The organism is Niabella drilacis (genome assembly GCF_900101395.1).
Classification (GTDB): Bacteria; Bacteroidota; Bacteroidia; order Chitinophagales; family Chitinophagaceae; genus Niabella; species Niabella drilacis.
This window is the reverse complement of the sequence record NZ_FMZO01000020.1, coordinates 21,339-44,026: the sequence shown is the minus strand read 5'-3', so window position 1 is coordinate 44,026 and position 22,688 is coordinate 21,339. Positions and strand designations below refer to the sequence as shown.

Below are 22,688 nucleotides of genomic sequence, written 5' to 3'. Positions count from 1 at the left end.
TTATTATTAGGGAGCTATAAATGAGAACACGATGCTTGTTGAGTAACTATTGTTGGCGTTATTTTTTTCACCACCGGACCCGGTCTTTACAAACACCGTAAGAGAGCCTTGTCCTGCGGTTGTTTTCGGATCTGCCTTTACCTTAAACGTAACCCATTTCATATCATCCTTGATGCTCGAATTTGTAGTAATAACATAAGAATCAGGGTTACTGACAGCATCAACCGAGAACTCGTTATTATTCACCGGCTGATTTGCGGCATCCTTTACTGCATTATTATCAAAAGAGAAATCACCAAAGAGATTTGATTTATCTACATACAGGGTAATAAGGCCATTCGTTGCAATATTATTGATCTCAGAGATTCCCACTTTTATTTCAACATCGCTCTTCCCTATAATATTATTGGGAGTCATGGTAATGCGTGCAACCAGGTCCGGAGATTCCTCCTTAACCGTTACATACAAGGTAGCCTTGGTACAGGAGCTGCCGTCCTGGGTGCAGGTAGTATATTCAAATACTGCCGTACCGGTGAAGCTTGCCGATGGTGTAAACTTGTAATCACCATTGGCATTGGTTATTTCAAGTTTATTGTTGCTAGCATCCATAAACGTGCCGGTAGTTACATTCTGATTGGGTCCGTCATTGGTACTTACATTGCCTGCAACATCTGCAGATCCTTTTGCTGCGGTCATATAATCATCGGCTGCACTGGCTGTTACAGTACCGGCAGGTATCACGGTTACCACCACTTCGGCAATGCTGCATTTGCCGCCCGGCGTTTCACAGCTCTCATAAGTAAACATATCCTTGCCTGTAAAACCTGCATCAGTGAGGGTATAGGTCACAGAACTATCTGCCGCGTTCACCACTACGTTACCATGGGCGGGATTGGTTTTAATTTCCGGAGGACTTAGCTTGCCGCCGGTATTACCGGGTTTATCGTTATCATTTACCTGGATCGCAACCGGAGTAGTTCCTGTGGTTTTTGCCACATCATTCATCACTACCGGGGGGTTGGTACTAATGGCCGGATCCAGTATAGTAATGGTGAGCAGCTCGTTTACAGTAATACCATCGTTTGTTACAGGCACGTTGTATTTGTACACACCTATTGTACCGCTTTTGAACGTATACACCCCATTCGTATTCATGCTAAAGGTAGTGGGCGTACCCGGCGGTGTTCCTATTGCTACGGGTGTGCCATAGGTAGTACCCGATGGCACATGATCATTAGTGCTCACATTGCCTTTAATATCCAGGTCTTTAAACCCAACATTGTTGTCCGGCAGGGTATTTAAACCCGAAGGAATCACGTAGACGTATAAAGTAGCATAGGCAGATCTTGACCCGCTACCGGAGACCCTATAGGGGAACACAGCTGTTCCTGAAAAATCAACGGCAGGGCTAAAGGTAAATGTACCGTCACTAGCCAGGCTGAACGAACCGTAAGCGTTACTGTTTTGGGTGGTCACTGTTAAGCTGTTTCCAGAGGGATCTAGAGGATCACTGTCGTTTGTTTTAACATTGCCCGTTACCGTCTTGCCTCCCTTGATTTGCGTATAATCATCGGCCGCAACAATATTCCCATCCGGCGCATCCGGCGGAATGGCCCTCGGGGTCACTTTTACTTCCACATAGGCAGTACCACAGGGGCTGCCATTGGGCTGTTCGCATGTTGTGTAGGTAAAGATATCCGTACCCACAAATCCCGGATCTGGCTTATAGGTAATGGTACCATCAGGATTAACCTGCACCGTTCCATGCTGTGGCCCTCCGGTTGCACCTGCAGCAGGTACCGTGGGATTGCTCAGGCCTGTGGCGCCCGCATTACTGGGCTTATCGTTCGCCAGTACTGGTATGATCACACCTGCATACCCCGGCGAACCGTCATTAGACAGCACAGCCGCCACATCCGTGTTTACAACAGGAGGATTGGTAGTTATAGCAGGATCGGTTACAATAATCGTCAGGTTCTCTTTATGATCGGTTGCCGGATTCGTATTCGCATCACGCATAGTCGTTGAATAGCTATATACACCGGGCTTATCCGTTACAAACGTATAGTCACCACCGGACTGCAAGGTCAGTTGCGGGTTAGATCCTGCGGGGCTGGTTTGCCCGTTAGCGCCGGCAACCAACGTGCCCCCCAGGTAAGTAATATTATTAGCCGGTTTTACATCATTGGTAGCCACCGACCCTTTTACCGACTTATTAATAGTAGTATAATTAATATCCGGCAATGTATACACCAGGGAGCAGGACATACCGGCAGCCTGCTGTTGTGCGGAAGACATGTAACGGGTATCCACTGTTGCATAAAATATGTCCAAATCCTTATCGCCAATTACGCCGGCCCCAACCACATTCGTGGTTGAAATTCTGATTTCATCATAGGGCATGCTTGTTTTAAACCCAATATTATACATGCCCGCATTCGAACCTCCTATTATAGGCAAGGTAAGCAGATCAAGCCCAAGCAATTCCCCTCCTGTCCTGCTCTCGGCCGGCATACCGTTATTAAACGTTTCAATCTTCAGGTATTTAAGCAGGTCCAACCCAACCAATGAAGTATTATTGGTCCGGATACGGAAACCGGCAACAGTCCCTGCGGGGAAGGTATTCCCCGGAACCTGCACCGCTATCCCGTAGGTGCTAAGCGCTCCGGCCGTAACAAATATTTTAGCGGCGCTGGTAGCGTCATCGTCCACTACGTTACTAATGTTCTGTATATTACAATTAGCACACACAAGCCCGGTAACACCGGATCTTTCATTGTCAATAATGGCCCCAAACCCTGAAGGCGAATTCGTAATCACATTGGTCGTATTACAGTCAAGCGAATGTGTGCAAAGATTTTCCACCTCTATCCCGTATATATTAACATCACCCAATGAAGCATTTATTGGCTGGTTGAATGTAAGCCGCACTTCGTCAAACTGAGACGTGGCTACCAGCCCGATCTTTTGCCGGTTCGGCGTACCTGAACCACTGATTAACGTAGACTTTGTTCCAATCAGCAATCCTCCTCCTGTGCTGGATTGCTGCGGCGCGCCATTAAGATAAGTGGTTACTGTAGCTGTTGATAATACAGCCGCATCCAGCAACACTGCCTGGGATTCCACATCAAAGGCTACATAATAGCCGTTCGAACCCGGTGTATAGGGTGCTAATGCCTTTTTAACAGACACACTCGTTTGAGATAAAACACTCGTATTGTTTACAAGCAGGCTCTTAATAGTTGCAGCAGTGTTGGGATTACCGTCTATAAGCTGATCAAGGTTTGCAATATTATTGTTAAGGGAAACAGCACCGGTAACCTTAGTATTCGCCATGTTAATATATACCGGGTCAATTTTACTATCCAGTTCATATAGCGTATTGCAGCTAAAACCAGTGGGCCTTTCACAAAAATTCCTGATAACAGCCCTGTATACATTTACCGTACCTAAATTAACATTGACCCCCTGGTTCAATGTATAACGGACCTCATCAAAGTCCTGTGTGGTTACAAACCCTATTGTAGACTTTCCCGCAGCCGTTAAAACAGGTGCAGATACCAATAATGCAGCCCCGGAGAAGCTCTCTTTTGGCTGACCTTTAAGGTATGTTGAGATCGTTGAATTAGAAAGTACGCCTAACCCCAGCAAGCTGGCCTGCCCTATTTCAAAGCCCGCATATAAGCCCGCATGATGGTACTGTGTGGCTCCCCCTGCTTCTCTTACACTGATATATGCTGTTGTAGCAAAGTTTACAAGCGGTAACGTAATAGTGGCTGGGTTAGTTGCACTTCCATCCACCACGTTGCCCGTTGCGTTAAAAACACCTCCAAGTAAATCAACACTAAGTGCGCCAGTTGTCCCGGTTGTTACTACTGATGGATAATCAGATTGCACAAGCGGTTTAGTCGAACAGGAGGGGTCAGAATAGGCACCCGCTCTCACCAGTTCTCCATAGTAAATTCTCCAGGTCGGAAGAAGTCCGGCACCATTTTGTATCGTAATCCGTACCCTGTCAAAAGGCAGGTCTGTAACAAACCCAACTTTAATCTTACCACTACTACTTAAAAGAGATATAGCTAATGCAGCGTCTGAAGCGGTATACGTATTTTGCAACTGTTGAGCATTACTTGGTCCCTTACTGGTCAGGTACGTAGTAATTGTAATAGAGTTACCCGTAATATTCGCCAATGAACCTGCACTGACTACAAAGCCCGCATAAGTGCCTGCAGGATACCCCGCAGTGCCAGCATTTCCGTCCTTCACCTCTAACCATGCCGATCCTCCTCCAGCAAGTGCGGTCCAGGAGGCGGAATTGGGGTTATCTGCATTGGCATCATTGTCAATAACATTACCCTTAAAGAGAAATTCATCAAACCCTGCAGCCTTGCTGCTGGTTACCGTAAGCGCTGAAAATTTATCCGAAGTCCATGGCTGATAAATATTTGTAGGTGCACCAGTTATCTGCCCCTTAGCGCTGAGCACACTTAAAAGCATCACCGCAGCGATCTGCAAAGAAGTTAGGGTTTTGTTCCTCCTGAATCCAAAATTCAGGCTCAGTTCTTTCATGAATACACATAAGCCAGCCCGTTTAAAGGCAGTTCCAAAAGGTTGATTGGTTCTCATAATAGATATATTTTACACCCCCGGGATACACACATACCTCCCGGGTGTTTTACAATACAGAAAACACCGGTTACGTACCCGGAAACATCACAATAGATCGCCGTTAAGCAATATATCATCGCCGGATACATCACATACCTATGCAGTTACCCTGGTAACAGGACAATACTGCAATACTATAATTCTTATGTATTCACGCCAGCTGGTTTTGAGCAATCCAAAAACACAGTGCTTTGGTGCAACACATCTGCAAAACCATTATGAAGAGGAGCATATCACTAAAGGACTCTCTTCATTTTTAAGCTATCACGTTGTGAGTTATATTTAGTAGTTTTTTTAGTTCAAAGTAGGTTTACAATGCAATAGCTGAGGATAAAGATAGGCTTCCCCATAACAATAAACTAAATTTTAATGATTTTTTTTTTATGATTTTATTTTTCTTTATATTTAGTCAACACCTTTTTCTTTAACCACCGCTCAATGATCAACCTATGAAAGCGTATTTAAAATTCTCTAAAAAAGAGTTATTGGGTTTATGCCTGCTGCTGTTCGTTATCCTGTTTTTTGCTGTTGCTCCTTTTATCAGGCAACATACCAACATGCCCCTGGATGAAAGAGACCGGGCTGCACTCAACGCGCTCACAACAGCCCCAAACACTTCTTCAGAAAAAGATTCCCTCGCAGAACCTGCACGTACCGGGCATTACAAGTCTCATCAATATCCTGTTCCTGCTTCAAAAGTGATCCTCTTTAATTTTGATCCTAATACTTTGAGTGAAGAAGGATGGCTGCAGCTGGGTCTCCGGGAGCGGACGATCCGGACGATCATAAACTACCGGAAAAAAGGAGGACGCTTTCGCAAAAAGGAAGACCTCCAAAAGATCTACGGACTGCACCCGGATGAATTTGAACGCCTCAGTCCCTATATCCTGATCACCGGGCCCACATATCCTGTCCCGGCACAAACAGGCGCACGCAAAGCACCACAGACCATTGATGTGAATACGGCAGATATCCTCGCTTATAAAACGCTTTATGGTATCGGCAGCAAACTTGCTGCAAGGATCGTGAATTACCGGGAAAAGCTGGGCGGGTTTTATACTATCAGCCAGGTTGGAGAAACCTATGGTGTTCCTGATTCTACGTTCCGGAAAATAAGCCCCCTGCTCCGTTTAAATACCCCGGGGGTCCGGCAGCTCGATATCAATACCGCTTCCTATGAAACCCTCAATGCGCATCCCTATATCAGCAGCAAGCTCGCCTATCTTATCACTAAGCAACGAAGAACCGCGCCGATCACCTCCCCGGAAGCATTGCGGGTACTGGTAGCTCAGACAAATGATGTATTTGAAAAGCTGGAGCCGTATATCCGGGTTGAAGCCACTGAAGCTCAGAAACACTGATCGCTTTTTATTTCCGTTTGCAGTGCTATCAAAAAATCTGTGTTTCAGCGTCTCTATGGCAACTAAAAAATACCGTTATGTCAAACAAAAACTTTGATCCCGAAAATTATCCCCTTCAAAGGGAAACTGACACGATCATAAAATACGGCATCGAAATTCATAAGACCCCTGGCCCTGGCTTCCTCGAAATCCTTTATAAAGACGCCTTTGAATACGAGTTTGGAAAAAACGCCATCTGGTATGACCGGGAAAGAAGGTATAAAATACAGTATAAAGATGTCGTTTTACCACACCAGTTCCAGGCAGACTTCGTTGTCTTCGACACCGTGATCCTCGAAATAAAAGCAAAAGAAGGCGGTGTAGCAGAAGAAGACCTGGCGCAAACAATCAACTATCTTAAGTGCTCCGGCTGTAAGGTTGGATTGATCCTGAATTTTGGGAAAATGAAGCGGCGGATCAAGCAGGTTAGCTTCTGAGCCGCGGCCCTTTATTGCCACTGAAGCACAGAAATACTGAAGACTTTTATTTCCCTTTGCAGTGGTATCAAAAAATCTGTGTTTCAGCGTCTCTGTGGCAAATAAAAAGTCCTGTAAGATCCACAGACCTTACAGGACGCCTATTCTTTACAACAGGATTAAGCTACTTCTACTTCAGCACCTGCTTCTTTCAGTTTAGCAGCGATGTCTTCAGCTTCAGCTTTAGAGATACCTTCTTTCACCGGTTTCGGAGCTCCGTCTACCAGTTCTTTTGCCTCTTTCAGACCTAAGCCGGTCAGATCTTTAACGATCTTCACAACGTTCAGTTTAGAAGCACCTGCGCTCTTAAGGATCACATCAAATGCTGTTTTTTCTTCAGCAGCGGCTGCACCACCGTCGCCGCCACCAGCTACTACTACTGCAGCTGCAGCAGGCTCAATACCGTACTCGGTCTTTAAGAAATCTGCTAATTCCTGTACTTCTTTTACAGTTAAACCTACCAGGCTTTCTGCTAATGTTTTAATATCTGCCATTTTGTTTTAATTTTTACCGTCTTCATTTCCTGTCCAGATCGGGACCGATCCGACGGCGGGTTTAAAAAAATTGTTTGTTTATTAAATATAGGTCGTGACTATATTGCAATAGATTAATTACTCAGCTGCCGGAGTAGTATCCGCTGCCGGAGCATCTGCTTCGGGAGCTGCTGCACTTTCCGCTTCAGCAGCAGGTGTCTCAGCAGCTACGGCGGCCGCCTCACCTTCCGGTCTGTTCTGTAATGCACCGATCACGCGCTGGATCGGAGACAGTAACAGGCCAATCACTTCACCGATCAGCTCATTCTTCGTTTTGATCTTAACCAGGGTAGCCAGTTGGTTATCTCCGGCATACAGATCACCGTTAATGAACGCCAGTTTCAGTTCCGGCTTTTCTTTCTTGGCTTCGGTACGGAAAGAGCTCAGGATAACGGCCGGCTCTTTGGGGTTTTCCGAAAACATCAGGGCTGTTACCTTATGCAGTGAGTCATATACGCCTGCATATTTTTCAGCATCCAGTGATTCCAGTGCCTTTTTGATCAGGGTGTTCTTGGCCACTTTCATTTCCACATTCTTGTTGAAACAAGCGCGGCGCAATTTGCCTACCTGTTCTACAGTAAGCGACTCCGTATCTGTTATATAAAAGTTGCTGTATTGAGAGAATTTCCCCTTCAATACCTCAATTACTTCATTTTTTTGTTCTTTAGTCATTTTATTGCGGTTTGACTGATTTTAAAATTAGAACCGGTAGTGCCGGGTGATTACTGTACAAAAGATTTTGTATCCAAAGCAATGCCGGGGCCCATTGAGCTGGCCATGCTGATTCCTTTTAAATAGGTTCCTTTTGCGGTAGTGGGTTTTGCCTTGATCAATGCATTTAAAAGCTCCTGGCCGTTTTCTGCGATCTTTTCAGGGCTGAAGCTTACGCGACCGATAGAAGCGTGCACGATACCGGCTTTATCTACCTTAAACGCGATCTTACCGCCTTTTACCTCGGTAACAGCAGCTGCCACATCATTGGTTACGGTTCCTGTTTTAGGGTTGGGCATCAGGTTACGCGGCCCGAGGATCTTACCCAGTTTACCGATCTTGGGCATTACAGCCGGAGTAGCAATTACTACATCCACATCGGTCCAGCCACTTTCAATTTTCTGAATGAACTCATCTAAACCTACATAGTCAGCACCTGCAGTATTTGCATCCGCTTCTTTATCGGGTGTGCACAATACCAATACTTTTTTTGTTTTACCGGTTCCATGAGGTAATGTTACGGTACCGCGAATCGCCTGGTCTGCTTTTTTAGGATCCACACCCAAACGTACGTGCAGATCAACAGAAGCATCGAATTTCGCTACGCTTGTATCTTTTACCAATGCAGAGGCTTCTTTCAGGGAATACGCCTTATTAGCGTCTACCTTTGCATTTGCAACTTTTCTTTTTTTACTAATGAATGCCATTTTAAATTCTTTTAAAGTTTTAAGAAACTTCCCCGCTCAGGGGAATTCAAAGGGGGATTTAGTTCTCCCACGGGGCTTTTCCTTCAACATTCAGTCCCATGCTGCGTGCTGTACCGGCAACCATTTTCATGGCGGCATCAACGGTAAAGCAGTTCAGATCGGGCATTTTGTCTTTCGCAATAGCCTCCACCTGCTCCCAGGTAACTTTACCTACCTTGGCGCGGTTGCTTTCCTTAGAACCTTTTTGAATTTTAGCGGCTTCCATCAGCTGAATGGCTGCGGGAGGGGTTTTGATTACAAATTCAAAACTTTTGTCACTATAAACGGTGATTAATACGGGAAGTACTTTTCCCGTTTTGTCTTGCGTACGGGCGTTGAATTGCTTGCAGAATTCCATGATGTTCACACCTTTGGAACCTAACGCCGGCCCGATGGGGGGTGCAGGATTGGCCTGACCGCCTTTACACTGTAGCTTTACAAAGCCAGAGATTTCTTTTGCCATTTTATTCGATTTATTGGTTCAAACGTACCCGAAAATTTCCGGGTACTCCCAATCCCGGCCCGACAGCGATCGGACAGCGGGACCTTCTGTTCCGGCCTTTACCGGAACCTGAAAAGAACTGATTGGGGGTGCAAAGGTACGGGAAAACGGGAAATCTAAAATGCAGAATACCGAATTTAAAATTTCAAAGGCGTGCAGGTACTGTAATCCATTGATAAACAACGAAAAAATGCTTCGAAGGCAATATCCAACCAGAAACCTTCCTGTTGCCTCTTGACTATTGACACCGGTCAGATCTATATTTCACACCGCCCCGAAGCTTCAAAATCCACCTTCCCACATTACCGCTCCCGATAGCCATCGCATATGTGTCAGGTTAATTTTAGGAATAGTGGTCAAAGGCAAAAGCTACAGCGCAGCGTTGCGCTTATTAGCAACGAACATAAGATGGAACAGAGGTGCAAGCGCACCGGTACTATAAGCCTCCCCCGAAAAGATTCCCGCCGCGCTGCGGCTACGGGTAAGTCCCTGGAAGTTCTGGTTACCATTATTTGCGGCGCGCTGCGCCTGCTATCAAAAGATCAGGTCTTTTTTGGCTTCCAAAGGCTTATTCATACTACACTTTACGGCCATAGACCTGTTTTTTATCTTGACGCGCTCCCGATAGCCATCGCATGCGCATCAGGTTAATTTTAGGAATTTAGTGGTTAAAGGCCAAAGCTGCAGCGCAGCGTCGCTCTTATTAGCAATGGACAGGAGACGGAACAGAGGTGCAGCGCACCGGTAATATAAGTCTCCCCCGAAAAGATTCCCGCCGCGCTGCGGCTACGGGTAAGTCCCTGGAAGTGCCTGTTACCATTATTTACGGCGCGCTGCGCCTGCTATCAAAAGATCAGGTCTTTTTAGCCTCCAAAGGCTTATTCATACTACATTTTATGGCGATAGACCTGTTTTTTATCTTGATGCGCATGCGATAGCCATCGCATGCGCATTAGGTTAATTTTAGGAATAGTGGTTAAAGGCAAAAGCTGCAGCGCAGCGTCGCGCTCATTAGCAACGAACAGGAGATGGAACAGAGGTGCAGCGTACCGGTACTATAAGCCTCCCCCGAAAAGATTCCCGCCGCGCTGCGGCTACGGGTAAGTCCCTGGAAGTTCCTGTTACCATTATTTGCGGCGCGCTGCGCCTGCTATCAAAAGATCAGGTCCTTTTCGGCCTCCAAAGGCTTATTCATACTACATTTTATGGCGATAGACCTGTTTTTTATCTTGATGCGCATGCGATAGCCATCGCATGCGCATCAGCAGGTTAATTTTAGGAATAGTGGTTAAAGGCAAAAGCTGCAGCGCAGCGTTGCGCTTATTAGCAATGGACAGGAGACAGAACAGAGGTGCAGGGCACCGGTACTATAAGCCTCCCCCGAAAAGATTCCCGCCGCGCTGCGGCTACGGGTAAGTCCCTGGGAGTTCTTGTTACCATTATTTACGGCGCGCTGCGCCTGCTATGAAAAGATCAGGTCTTTTTTGGCCTCCAAAGGCTTATTCACGCTACATTTTATGGCAATAGACCTGTTTTTTATCTTGATGCGCTCCCGATAGCCATCGGGATTCAATCCTTAAATTTTCAAATTTCCTAAACCATCTCCTGCATATCCACCAGTTTCCGGTAAATGCCCCCTTCGATCTGCATTAGTGTTTTATGGGATCCCCGCTCAGCGATCTCCCCTTTATTGAGCACAATGATCTCGTCTGCATGACGCACCGTACTCAGACGGTGGGCTATGACCAGTGAGGTCCGGTTCTTCATCATATTATTGATAGCATCCTGTACCAGGCGTTCACTTTCCGTGTCGAGGGAGGAGGTTGCTTCGTCCAGGATAAGGATGGGCGGGTTTTTCAGCACCGCCCGGGCTATTGTGAGCCGTTGTTTTTCTCCTCCGCTCAGTTTAGCACCCCTGTCGCCAATATTGGTATCAAATTGCTCCGGCTTATGCTCAATAAACCGCCAGGCATTCGCGATCCGGGCAGCGCTTTCTATTTCACTCAACGGGGCATCCGGGTCTGAAAGGCTGATATTATTACCAATAGTATCATTGAAGAGAATGGGCTCCTGGCTTACAATACCAATCTGTTTCCGGATGGATTCGATGCTATAGTCTTTAATATTGACCCCATCAAAGAGGATCTCACCCGCGCCTACATCATGGAAACGGGGTACCAGGTCGGCCAGCGTGCTCTTACCCGCTCCGCTGCTGCCCACCAGCGCTACGGTTTTCCCTTTGGGAATAAAAAGATTAATGTTTTTCAGGATCGGGGTTTCGTTGTAAGCAAAGGACACATTCCTGAATTCAATGCCCTCATTGAACGCTTCGAGTTTCCGGGTTCCGGTATCTTCAACGGTTTCCGGTGTGGTTAATAAGGCTTCGATGCGTTCGATAGCCGCAGCGCCTTCCTGCACCCTGAAGAAAGAGGCCGCCAACGACTTGGCCGGGTTGATCATCATGGCAAACATGGCGATAAATGCGATCAGTCCTCCGGGATCCAATGTATTTCCATTGAGAATAAGATTGGCGCCAAAATAAATGATCACACAGAGTACGGCTACGCCCAACAGTTCTGTCAGGGGCGAGGCGAGATCCCTGCGGGCCGCCATCTTTTTATTGATGCCCAGCAAGGTATTATTAAGGCTAACAAACCGGTTGTTCAGGATCTTTTCGGCCGTAAATGCTTTAATGATCCGGATCCCCGTTAAGGTTTCATCCAGTATGGACAGGGTATCGCCCACCCGCAGCGATGCGGCATTGCTTTGTTTTTTAAGCGTACGGCTGATGCGGCCTATGATAAAGGCCGTTACCGGCAACAGGACCAGTAAAAATACCGAAAGACTGGGGCTGATGCCCACCATTGCCACAAGATAGCTAACAACCATTACCGGATCCTTGATCAAACCTTCCATGGTATTCACAATAGAGCTTTCCACAAGTCCGGCATCATTGGTCATGCGGCTCATAATATCGCCCTTTTTCTGTTCGGAAAAATAGCCCACCGGCAGATGCAGCACTTTGGCATAAAGATCATTTTTCAGGTGAATAATGATCGAGCTCCTCACCGGCACCGAAATCAGCGAAGACAGGTAAAGCAGCAGGTTTTTCAAAAAAACAGAGATGACCACCAGCAGGCAACAGAGGAACACGGCATGCATCTGCTGGCCGCTGCTCACCAGTCTCGATAATTCTGTACCAATATAACCTCCGCCCGGGATTTTGTTCAGTAAGGCCTGGCCACCAAAACCGTCCACTTTAAAAATGAGCGACATCAGGGGCGCCAGCATCGTTAAAGAGACCACCGACAACGAAGACGCGATGATGGTAAGCGAAATATACAGGATGATCTTTCCCTTGTAATAGCCAATATACTTAAATAGCCGACTGAATTTTTTTTGCCTCATCCGCGTTTATAAATTAAAACGCGCAAAGTTACGAGAAAAAGGTTGCGTATCTCCCCGGTTTTTTTCCTTGCCAGGCTAAATTGGGTGAAAAGAGTGCACCAGGAGCATTTGCAGGCACTGTAAATGCCTGGTGCTTATAGCCAGGTATTTAAAGAGGAACCTCCGGCTCCTGTGGGAGCCGCGTAAAATTTCACGCCAAACAAACACGTGGCTCCCACAGGAGCCGGATAAATCAAAACAACACATAGCTATAAACGCGCTGCTCCTCCGGAGCTGAACAATGCTGAAATCAGAGGCGCTTGCCTTGCTTTCCCTGTGCAATCTGACCATTAAATTGCGGTTAACCATGTACCCCGGGTTTACGCGGAGCAAAAAAGGGCCCGCTTACCGGAGGTAGCAGTCCATTTTCCAGTTCCGAACGATCGCATATGTCTTGCGTAAGCCCCAACAGGGTTTAACCCGAACCCGTTGTGAACGAACCTACGACTCCATTGCCCATCCTTAAGATAAACCCCTAAGGGCGATAATGTTATCGTAAAAAGAGATAAAGAGCCCGTTTAAAATTGAAAGGGTAAAACCGGGATAAGATGCTCCCGGTGCCGCATAGATACAGAGGGCCCTGATCCCAAAGCTATGTTTCCTCCCCGGCTGTTTTTTTTAAAGAAAGAGATCTTCGTATTTTGCAGCATCTAACTGTTATTAGATTATGTTGTCGATCGTCATTTCTTCATACCGGGAAGCCTTTTATGCAGCAATAGAGAAAGATATCGCTGATACGATAGGCTCCGGGATTATTTATGAGCTTATCCAGGTCAAAAACCCGGGGCTGATGGGAGTATGCGAAGCTTACAATAAAGGACTGGATCAATCTCAATACCCTTATGTACTTTTTCTGCACGAGGACCTCCTATTTAATACAAAGGGCTGGGGCTATGTTTTGCTGGATATTTTTAAACAAAACGAAAAAACAGGGCTGGTTGGAGTGGCGGGCGGGCAATATAAATCAAGAGCTCCTTCGGGCTGGTGGGGTATAGATGACAATGCCAAATATGTTTATGTTCGTCATGGGAGCAAAGAAGAAAATGAACTCATGCGTTATGGATTTGGAATACAAACACAGGAGCATTTGATCAGGGTTCTGTCGCTGGATGGCCTGTTTATTGCACTGAGAAGATCAACCGGTTTGAGATTTAATGAGCAGTTAAAGGGCTATCATCAATATGACCTCGCCATCTCCATCGATGCGCACCTGAAAGGCTATGAAGCGGTTTGTACCGACCTGATCGATATAACCCACTACTCCATGGGAAACCCGGACAAAAGCTGGGTTGAAAGTGCTGATCTGTTTTTTGACCTTTATGCCCCCTACCTGCCCTTGTATATCACTCCGGGTATGACCCAATTGGAGAAAACACAGCTGGAAAAGAAAAATTACATTGAATTTATTGCGAATGCCTGGAATGTAGGATTCGATCGCATGGCCTGGAAATACTGGTGGCATTTTTTCTGGCTAAAGCCATTCTCCAGTAAGCCATTTAAATTGCTCAAAAAAATGAGGCAGGCGCGACGCGTTTCTCAAACATCCGGACCGGCGCTCCATTAATGGTCTCCTATCAGGTTGCGACTATAATAACCCGCCGGTATAAAATTATGCAAATACATTATACACCCGCCCGCGTAAGATATTTTTTCAAAACATCAAGATAGACATAACCATTCCGGGAATCGGGTTCTACATAATTTCCCTCTGCCCATTCATTCCAGGATTTAAGGATCATAAACCGGTCACTCATCTCCCGGCTATTGATATAATCAATCGCATTACGAATCTGTGTTTCAAACAGCTCAGGACTGGTGTTTTGAATCACAACGCCATTATGAGCGCTTCGCGGCGTGTTATCCCAGTTGGGTAGTATCATCGGATAGATATCGCCCGGCTGATCTTCAAAAATAATGTTTTCTACCAATGTACGCTGGTCAATACGGGTAACACGAGGGGCGTTGTTCTTTGAAAAAATCTTTCGCAAAAAACGATCTCTTGTTTTTTGCTGTTGTCTTTTTGCCTCCCACATTAGCTGGTACTGCACCTTATTATAAGCGTAAGAAACTCTTCCGTCAAACCCTGCGGCCTCAAAATCCCAACTATCCGGATGCAGATTTGATCCCATAATATACAATCCGCCCAATCCTCTTTTTACAGCCTCTTCCCTGAGTTTATCTGTATAAGACTTACTATCGGGCAGATTTAAGCCATTATAGATCATAAATAGCGGAAGCCCATTTACCCGGATGTACCGGGGGTCTTCAAAGATTTTTACCAGATAATCGAAATGCATAACGATATCCTCATTCCCGGGGTATTCCTGTCGGATCAATGTCTGATCAGGCGCTCCATACCAGATACCGCTCCAGGTTTCATTGGCCCAGCAGATGCAAAAGGGGAAGTCAGGCTTTTCTAACGCTACCATATCATTAAGCGGCCGCTCTAAAAGCTGCTTCCCGTTACCAAACCAGTAATGATAATAGATGAACCCATGCACGCCATGCGCCTTTGCCATCTTCGCCTGCGCCTCTCTTACCTCCGGCACTCTTAGATCGTAATAGCCCAGATCTGCGGGAAATACGGGTTGCTGATGCCCCCTGAATAAGGGCTTTGCCCTGGTTACATTCGTCCACTCCGTAAACCCTTTTCCCCACCATTCGTCATTCTCTGGTATGGGGTGGTATTGTGGCAAGTAAAAGGCCAGGCATTTTATATCTTTCCTACCATCCTTATTGTTCATATTATTTTTTTAACGCCTCCCTAAAGCAAAAACCGAACGTATGATTAAAGTGTAGGAGCAACGTTCCATTCCGAACTTATCGTAATAATAAATTACGTTTCAGCAAACTCCTGTATTTGTTCAATTATGATATCCCTGCCGTATAAACCGGGATACAGATATTGTAATAGTTTCCGGTACCGTGTCTTCGATTTCGTATTACTGGTATACCACATTCGGAAGGGAACTATAAAAAAAACTTTTAGCTTATAAGGCCATTTGATTTTTTTGAATCTTACTTTGGTTACGATGCGATACCGTTCCATTACTGTTCCAGAAGCATCATGTATACAGCGGAGATTATCGCGATGCGTTGTAGTCAGCTTTGTATGGTCCAGCATATGATGCAATACCAGACCTTCATCATAATACAATTGATACCCCTTTAGAATAAGACGGGCGCAGAACTCGGTATCCTCTGAGATCAATGCCTTTTTATCCGGTAATTCGATAAGCAAAGAAGGAATTGTTGCATATAGCTTCTTATATAAATCCGTCCTGGAAACCAGCCCTGCCCCCCAAAGTCTTCCCTTCACCATTGGTATATACCCGGTACGGTCGGCCTGCCGGCCTAAAGCAAAGGGTTCATAGTCCTCAGGTAACCATTCAGGAGCTTTTATTCCATCTGGCAGCTTTAACAGTGAAAGCCCACCGGCTGCTCCTACTTCCGGATGCGCATTCATCAGCTCAAAGGCCCGTGATAAATAATCCGGGTGAAAACCGGTATCATCATCGCAAATGATAAAATAATCGTAATGAGCCCTGGCAATAGCAGTCTGCAAGGCATAATATTTTCCGGGGGTGGTTTCGGTATAGGTAAATAGAGGGGCCGGGCTTTTATGTTGCCTCCATGTTTCCTCAACTATCGATGTGGAATGATCATGGGAGTTATTGTCCACAAATATGATCTCCCACTCCAAACGCTGATCCGTTTTTTGACGGGCAAGGTAGCCCAATGTTTCAGGAAGTTTCAGTGCCCCGTTATAGGTGCAGAGTATTATGGAAATACCGGGTCGCATCATATCCTACCTATCTCAGGCCTCCATATATCCATTTGGCCGGTAACTATATTTATATCGTACTGTTTCCCTGTAAATGAGCTCATTGGGCACAAAATTAGCGCGGGAACTTAAGGGATGAAAAATATGGTACCCGATGGCGGCCATTTTCAGGCGCTTCTTTTTTACTCCTACATTAATAAGACGCTCGCCAAATTCATAATCCTCCCATCCCCAACCTTCAAACCCGCTATAATATCCGTTCACCTTTACATAATCAGCCTTCCAGAAAGCCAGGTTGCAGCCTTTTACATTATGAGAGCTGCAGGGGTCCACTTTAAAAAAAGAAGAGAACAAAGGCGCTCTTACGGCATTAAACCTGCTGTACAGCCCTCTCATAAGCGGGTGAAGCGCGTCTATATTCTTTGTTTTCAGCAATCGCTTACTCTTCCATTCTGTAAGCATGGTTCGACTCCCCTGTACAAAATACCCTTCCCTTGCCGCGCTTACATGATCGGCAATAAACTCCCGGTGCATCACAATGTCGCCATCGATCTCAATGATATAGTCCGATTCGATCTCTTTTATAGCTTTGTTCAGGATCAGGCTTTTACGGAAACCACGGTCTTCATGGTATACATGCTTTACCGGGATCCCGTGGATCTTTTTAAAGTCTTCGATACACCATGCGGTACGGGTATCATCACCATCCTCCGCAATGATGATCTCATCCGGCCTCCGGCTCTGGTGCAATACACTTTTTAATACCAACTGGAGTGCTTCCGGCCATTTATAGGTGGAAATCATCAGTGCTACCGTAAAAGGAGTTTTTTTCATATACATTCTGTCTTTCTGCTTTTTGGTTTAGACCGGTCGTCCGGAACGATCATATCCTGATAACGTAAAAAATGGTTGCAACGCAACATTTTTGTCAGTTTGATTTATACCGGATGCCGAATTTTATCAATTCTTTTACAACTTACGGATCTTATCATTACCCAAAGGGGGGCAATTGAATCGTTTTCAGCCTGCACCTTTCCGCTGCACTCCTGTTTTAAGGTTGCAAAGATAGTTTTTTTACCCTATCAGGCACAGAATTCCCCAATTCCGGTAAAACAGGCTTACAGCAGCCCCCATTCCTTACCTTCCGGCGCCACCTTATTTATCAAACTATTATTAAATTTGTCCTTCTTATTTCAATGATTATGCGCTTAACAACTTTAGATAAGTTTGATCATATCAGCCCGGAAGATTTTAAAAAGAACTATTATCAAAAGAACCAGCCCGTTGTCATCCGCGACCTGGCCCGCCAGTGGCCCGCTTTCTCCCGGTGGAACTGGGATTATTTTATTGACATCGTTGGTAATAAAGAAGTAGGTGTTTACAATAATGTAAAAAGCGATTCCTACACTCCCATTAACACAGCAGACGCCTATATGAAATTTGGAACATACCTGGAAATGGTCAAGAGAGGTCCGGTAGAACTAAGGATCTTTCTCTTTAACATCTTCCAGCATGCGCCCCAGATCGTTTCCGATTTTTCCTGGCCGGATACCTACATGAAGGGATTTGTAAAAAAATTCCCCATGCTTTTTGTTGGCGGCCAGGGGTCTGTAACCCATATGCACTTTGATATCGATCTCAGCCATATCCTCCATACCCAATTCATCGGAAAAAAAAGGGTGCTGCTTTTTCCTTTTGAGGAACAGCACAAATTGTACCGGAAGCCCTGGGAAGTGCTGAGCCTGGCAAATTTTGCCCAATATTATGATAAATTTGACTATGAGAAGTTCCCGGCCACCAAAAGTGCAAAGGGATATGAAGTGATACTGGAACACGGGGACACCCTGTTTATGCCGGCCGGCTACTGGCACCATATGGAATATATTGATGCGGGATTTGCAATGAGCCTGAGGGCATTACAAAGCGGCATTACCGGCAAACTGAAGGGCGTATGGAACCTTTTTGGTATGCGTAATATTGACACCCTGATGAAAAAAACATCCCCAAAATGGTGGTATGACCGGAAGGTGAAGCAGCTGTATGCAGATGCGGAGCACACAATGAAAACAATGTGAAAATGTGGGAATCCCGTTTCCGCTTGGTGCTGCGTGAATCAGAAATCAAAATCTGAACCATGAATAAAAAAAGTACTTCAAGCATAAAAACGGATCCAACCTGAAACTTTAAACCTCAAACCTGAAACTTAACTATTCCAGATATTCCAGCTCAGTTCAGCCTGGGCAACCAGCATATCATATCCATTCTTGATAAGAGCCCCCCGGTCCTTTCCTTCGCTTAAAAAAGCCGTTAACGGGGGATTGTACACCAGGTCGTATAAATAATGCCGGGACGTGATGAGGGCATAGGGCAAATCCGGCTTCCCTTCTGTTTTGGGGAAACTTCCCAGCGGAGTTGTATTAATAATCAGCGGGTAAGCCTCCATTATGGCTGCATCCAGCTCTTGATAGCTCCATGCATTTTCCCCCGGGGTCCTGGAAACATACCGGTAGGTAATACCCAGTTTTTCCAGCGTATAACGCACCGCCCGCGCCGCACCGCCGGTACCCAGGATCAGGGCCTGCGTATGATGAGGCTGCAGCTGCTCCAGCAGGGTGGTTTCAAAAGCAGCGGCATCCGTATTATATCCTTTTAACTGACCATTCGTGATCCTGATACAGTTACAGGCGCCAATAGATTCCGCCTCACCATCCAGGTCCTGCAAAAAAGCCATCACCTCCTGTTTATAAGGTATCGTAACGTTGAAGCCGGCCAGCCCGGGGTTCTTTTGCAGCAGCTCCGGCAGGTGCCGGATGGAGGGAATTTCGAAAGCCTCATACCGGCAGCCCTCAATCCCCTCTTTTTCAAACTTTTCTGTGAAATAACGTTTGGAGAAAGACTGGCTCAGCGGAAATCCTATCAAACCGTACAGACGCATTAAAATGCAGTTTTATTATCGAGGTATAAACTGAATGAATCGCCCCGCAAACCAATACGCATCGCTTCCAGTGCGATCACTTCATTCGGCGGAATATTACCCAGGTTTACATTACACCCGATCAGTTCCAGAAAATACAGCTGCTGGGCTTTCTGCGGTGCCTCCCATATGATCTTTTCAGAAGGTATCTGGGTCAGGATCTCCTGTACCAATCCCTCCCGCACTTCACCGGTTCCCCGGTAGATACCCACATTTCCTGCTTCACGTGCCTCGGCGATCACATAGGAAGAGCCGGCTTCCAGCTCCGCTTTCATCAGCTCGATCCATTTGTAGGGAGGTATGATATGGGTAGCGTCCTTGCTTCCTACCTCGCTTAAAACCGTTCCATGCTGTGTCAGCTTCTCAATATAGCCACATTTCTCCGCATGGGGAATACTGATGGAGCCATCACTGACCTCCATGTAATCGATCCCGAAATGTTTGCAGATGGCAATATAGTCATCCACCTGGTTGCGCACCAGGTATGCTTCAAACAAGGTACCCCCAAAATAAACAGGAACATCATAGGAGCGGTATACTTCAATCTTTTGCTCCAGGTTGGGGGTTACCACCGCAGTGCCAAACCCCAATTTCAATACATCTACGTGGGGATAAGATACACTCATAAAACTCTTTGCCTCATCAATACTCAACCCCTTATCCATTACCATGGTAATGCCGTTTGTACGTGGACGAACGTACCGTTCCGGCATTTGCGTCAAATTAAACTTCATTCGGTATCAGTTATTAATCGTCGCAAAAGTAACCATTTTGCATAAGTTTATGCCAATCATAAAATATCTGCCGTAGAAAAAGCATTGGAAATGAGCATTCAATTGATAAAACCACCTTAAATTATCAGGGGTTTTTCCGTTTATAGAAGGGCATTTACTTATTTTTGGTACCGGATTTAATTATAAACACTTTATCATTTATATATGAAGCGGTCGGTTCGTATTTTCTGGCGGATTTTTTTCATTTTGTTTGGCCTGGGTATATTAACGGTACTGCTTGCCAACTGGGGCGTATTCGGGAAAATGCCGTCGCTGGCAGAGCTGGAGAACCCGACCATTACACAGGCATCGGAAGTACTGGCGGCCGACGGCACACTGATGGGTAAATATTACCTGCCCAACGGAAACCGGTCCATTGTGAAATACCGTGATATTTCCCCTAATGTCATCAATGCCCTGATCGCCACGGAAGACAAACGGTTTTATGATCATGCCGGCATTGATCTGAAAGGAACATTGCGGGCTATTTTTTTACTGGGAAAAGAAGGCGGCGGCAGTACCATCACACAGCAGCTGGCCCTGGCCCTGTTTAACCAGCGGGCCAGCAATAAGGCCGTGCGCGTCATTCAGAAATTAAAAGAATGGATCATTTCTGTAAAGCTGGAACGGAATTTTACCAAGGAAGAGATCGTAGCCCTGTACCTTAACGCAGTTCCCTTCAGCGATAATGTATATGGTATCCGGAACGCCGCCAGGACCTGGTTCCAGAAAGAGCCCGACCGCCTGAGCGTGGATGAAGCGGCATTGCTGGTAGGCATGATCAACGGCCCCGGCATCTATAACCCGCGGAGAAATCCCAAGCTGGCCATCGACCGCAGGAACCTGGTAATAGCCCGTATGGTAGACAACGGGAACCTGTCGGCAGCCGAAGGGAGCCGTGTTGCCGCCATGCCAATGAGGTTGAATTATAAAAAGATGGACGAGAATACAGGGTTTGCCCCCTACTTCCGTGACGTGCTGCGCGATGAGTTAAAAACGATCCTCAAAGACCCCGGTCTCAAAAAATCGGACGGGTCATCCTATAGTCTTTATGAAGACGGCTTAAGGATTTATACAACCATTAACCCGCTCATGCAGCAATATGCAGAAGAAGCCGTTTATACGCAGGTACCCAACCTGCAGCGCGCGCTGGTGCGCCAGTCCTTTATAAAAAGCGGGGCTGTTTGGAAGGGAAGGGATAACATACTCCTCCGCGCCATGAAAGAAAGCGACCGCTGGAAAAATATGGCCGACGACGGATTCTCCGATAAAGAGATCAAAGCCAGCTTTTATAAAAAAGTGCCCATGAAAATATTTGCGTGGGACGCCAAATATAAAGGCAAAGACACTGTGATGACCCCCTATGACTCTATAAAATACCACCGCACCATGGTGCAATCTGCCTTTATGGTGATGGATCCCGTAACCGGTGAGGTAAAAGCATGGGTGGGCGGTATCGATTTTAAGACCTATAAATACGATCACGTAAACCTGAGGACCAAACGCCAGGTAGGTTCTACCATTAAACCGCTGTTATATGCCGAAGCGATTGAAGAAAGAGGTATGACACCGGAATCGATGGTGGAAGATGTGCAGCAGGATTTTGGCAACGGTCAGCTGGTGCCCGCCACCGGGCGCACCTGTTCCGGCAGAACCATGACCATGGCCTCGGCGCTGGCATGGTCCAAGAACTGTGCCACGGCCTATATTATGAAACTGGTAGGCCCGGCACAATTTGTCAAATTCCTGCAACAGATCAATATCCCTACCAAGATACAGCCCTTCCCTTCCATTGCGCTGGGATCCTGCGAGCTTTCCCTGTTCGAAATGCTTTGGGGCTATTCCATTTTCGGAGGAAGGGGTTTTTCTACCAAACCCTATTTTATCAGCCGGATCGAAGACCGGAACGGCAACGTGATCAAACGTTTTGACTACAGTGTGAACCGAAAAGAAGCCATCAGTGAAGCCACGGCTTACACTATGAGCCGGATGATGCAGGGTATTGTGGATAAAGGAACGGCTGCAGGGCTAAGAGCCCGCCTGGGCGCAGCGGAGATGGCCGGCAAAACCGGTACCACCAACGATAACAGTGATGCCTGGTTTATGGGCTTTACCCCCCAACTGCTGGGCGGCGTTTGGGTAGGCTGCGATGACCGTTTTATCCGCAACGAAGGCAGGGGCGGTTTTGGAGGAGAAGCAGCCCGCCCGATATGGGAAGCCTTCTTTAAGAAGGTATATGCCGATAAATCGCTGGGGATAAACAGGGATGAAAAATTTGCAGAACCGGCCACTATGGAAAACGAAATATTAAGCGCCGACCCATCCCAGTTTGTAACTTCTGAAAATGCGGAACCCACCGCCGAAGGTGAAGATGCCGGTGTTGGATCCGAGCAGGATTATATGTCCAATACCAATGAATACATAGGGCCCGAATCCAAACCGGTAACCGATGAAAATAAAGGTCCGGTAAAGGATACCACCCAAAAAGAGCCCAAGGCTGTTCAGGGAAAACCCATCGGTTCCTCTGATGAACCCAAAAAGAAAAAAGGATTCCTGGGCGGACTTTTCAAGAAAAAAGATAAAAATAAAAAACAGGAGCCGGAGAAACAGTGAAGGGGCCACTGAAGCGCTGAAACACCGACAACTACGATCTCTTTGCATTTATAGCCACTGA

The 22,688-nt window shown here is 46.3% G+C and carries 16 protein-coding genes; 5 read left to right on the top strand and 11 right to left on the bottom strand.

What is annotated here, in order from left to right:
- Window positions 1-6 precede the first annotated feature (6 nt).
- Window positions 7-4,626, bottom strand: a complete 4,620-nt coding sequence (locus BLS44_RS23020; RefSeq protein ID WP_143019897.1) for an Ig-like domain-containing protein — start codon at window positions 4,624-4,626, stop codon at window positions 7-9.
- 491 nt (window positions 4,627-5,117) lie between these two features.
- Here BLS44_RS23020 and BLS44_RS23015 point away from each other — a divergent pair, with 491 nt between their 5' ends.
- Window positions 5,118-6,029 (top strand): helix-hairpin-helix domain-containing protein, encoded by a 912-nt coding sequence (locus BLS44_RS23015; RefSeq protein WP_090392871.1) that lies wholly within the window; start codon window positions 5,118-5,120, stop codon window positions 6,027-6,029.
- Between the two features lie 77 nt (window positions 6,030-6,106).
- On the top strand, window positions 6,107-6,505 hold the full coding sequence (locus BLS44_RS23010) for a GxxExxY protein (RefSeq protein WP_090392869.1): 399 nt from the start codon (window positions 6,107-6,109) through the stop codon (window positions 6,503-6,505).
- A 158-nt stretch (window positions 6,506-6,663) separates the two neighbouring features.
- Here the strand turns inward: BLS44_RS23010 and rplL are convergent, their stop codons facing one another.
- From rplL to BLS44_RS22975, 5 genes are all read right to left on the bottom strand, one after another.
- Window positions 6,664-7,038 (bottom strand): 50S ribosomal protein L7/L12, encoded by a 375-nt coding sequence (rplL, locus tag BLS44_RS23005; protein WP_090392867.1) that lies wholly within the window; start codon window positions 7,036-7,038, stop codon window positions 6,664-6,666.
- Between the two features lie 117 nt (window positions 7,039-7,155).
- Entirely contained in the window at window positions 7,156-7,749 is a 594-nt protein-coding gene (rplJ, locus tag BLS44_RS23000; RefSeq protein ID WP_090392865.1) for a 50S ribosomal protein L10, read from the bottom strand.
- Between the two features lie 50 nt (window positions 7,750-7,799).
- Window positions 7,800-8,495 carry a 50S ribosomal protein L1 gene (rplA, locus tag BLS44_RS22995; RefSeq protein WP_090392863.1) on the bottom strand — a complete coding sequence of 232 codons (696 nt, stop codon included), beginning with the start codon at window positions 8,493-8,495 and terminating at the stop codon, window positions 7,800-7,802.
- Window positions 8,496-8,553: 58 nt separating this feature from the next.
- A complete protein-coding gene (gene rplK, locus BLS44_RS22990; protein WP_090392861.1) occupies window positions 8,554-8,997 on the bottom strand; it encodes a 50S ribosomal protein L11 in 444 nt (147 codons plus the stop codon).
- 1,632 nt (window positions 8,998-10,629) lie between these two features.
- Entirely contained in the window at window positions 10,630-12,444 is a 1,815-nt protein-coding gene (locus BLS44_RS22975) for an ABC transporter ATP-binding protein (protein ID WP_090392855.1), read from the bottom strand.
- Window positions 12,445-13,150: 706 nt separating this feature from the next.
- On the opposite strand from BLS44_RS22975, the gene BLS44_RS22970 reads away from it, so the two are divergent.
- Window positions 13,151-14,047 (top strand): glycosyltransferase, encoded by an 897-nt coding sequence (locus BLS44_RS22970; protein WP_090392853.1) that lies wholly within the window; start codon window positions 13,151-13,153, stop codon window positions 14,045-14,047.
- A gap of 58 nt (window positions 14,048-14,105) precedes the next feature.
- Here BLS44_RS22970 and BLS44_RS22965 read toward each other — a convergent pair whose 3' ends face one another.
- The 3 genes from BLS44_RS22965 to BLS44_RS22955 all read right to left on the bottom strand — a co-directional run bounded on the left by BLS44_RS22965 (window position 14,106) and on the right by BLS44_RS22955 (window position 17,101).
- Window positions 14,106-15,227, bottom strand: coding sequence for a glycosyltransferase WbsX family protein (locus BLS44_RS22965; RefSeq protein WP_090392852.1), 1,122 nt, complete (start codon window positions 15,225-15,227; stop codon window positions 14,106-14,108).
- Window positions 15,228-15,319: 92 nt separating this feature from the next.
- Window positions 15,320-16,288, bottom strand: a complete 969-nt coding sequence (locus BLS44_RS22960) for a glycosyltransferase family A protein (RefSeq protein ID WP_090392850.1) — start codon at window positions 16,286-16,288, stop codon at window positions 15,320-15,322.
- Window positions 16,289-16,300: 12 nt separating this feature from the next.
- On the bottom strand, window positions 16,301-17,101 hold the full coding sequence (locus BLS44_RS22955) for a glycosyltransferase family 2 protein (protein WP_090392917.1): 801 nt from the start codon (window positions 17,099-17,101) through the stop codon (window positions 16,301-16,303).
- 368 nt (window positions 17,102-17,469) lie between these two features.
- Between BLS44_RS22955 and BLS44_RS22945 the strand changes: the two genes are divergently transcribed.
- A complete protein-coding gene (locus BLS44_RS22945) occupies window positions 17,470-18,342 on the top strand; it encodes a cupin-like domain-containing protein (RefSeq protein WP_090392916.1) in 873 nt (290 codons plus the stop codon).
- Window positions 18,343-18,470: 128 nt separating this feature from the next.
- On the opposite strand, the gene BLS44_RS22940 is transcribed toward BLS44_RS22945, so the two are convergent.
- Together BLS44_RS22940 and BLS44_RS22935 are read right to left on the bottom strand one after the other, a co-directional pair.
- Window positions 18,471-19,202, bottom strand: coding sequence for a shikimate dehydrogenase family protein (locus tag BLS44_RS22940; protein ID WP_090392846.1), 732 nt, complete (start codon window positions 19,200-19,202; stop codon window positions 18,471-18,473).
- Window positions 19,202-19,975 carry a phosphosulfolactate synthase gene (locus BLS44_RS22935; protein WP_090392845.1) on the bottom strand — a complete coding sequence of 258 codons (774 nt, stop codon included), beginning with the start codon at window positions 19,973-19,975 and terminating at the stop codon, window positions 19,202-19,204. Before BLS44_RS22935 ends, BLS44_RS22940 begins: the two co-directional genes overlap by 1 nt.
- A 204-nt stretch (window positions 19,976-20,179) precedes the next feature.
- Between BLS44_RS22935 and BLS44_RS22930 the strand changes: the two genes are divergently transcribed.
- Complete coding sequence (locus tag BLS44_RS22930; protein ID WP_090392843.1) at window positions 20,180-22,627, top strand: penicillin-binding protein 1A; 2,448 nt, start codon at window positions 20,180-20,182, stop codon at window positions 22,625-22,627.
- Window positions 22,628-22,688 lie beyond the last annotated feature (61 nt).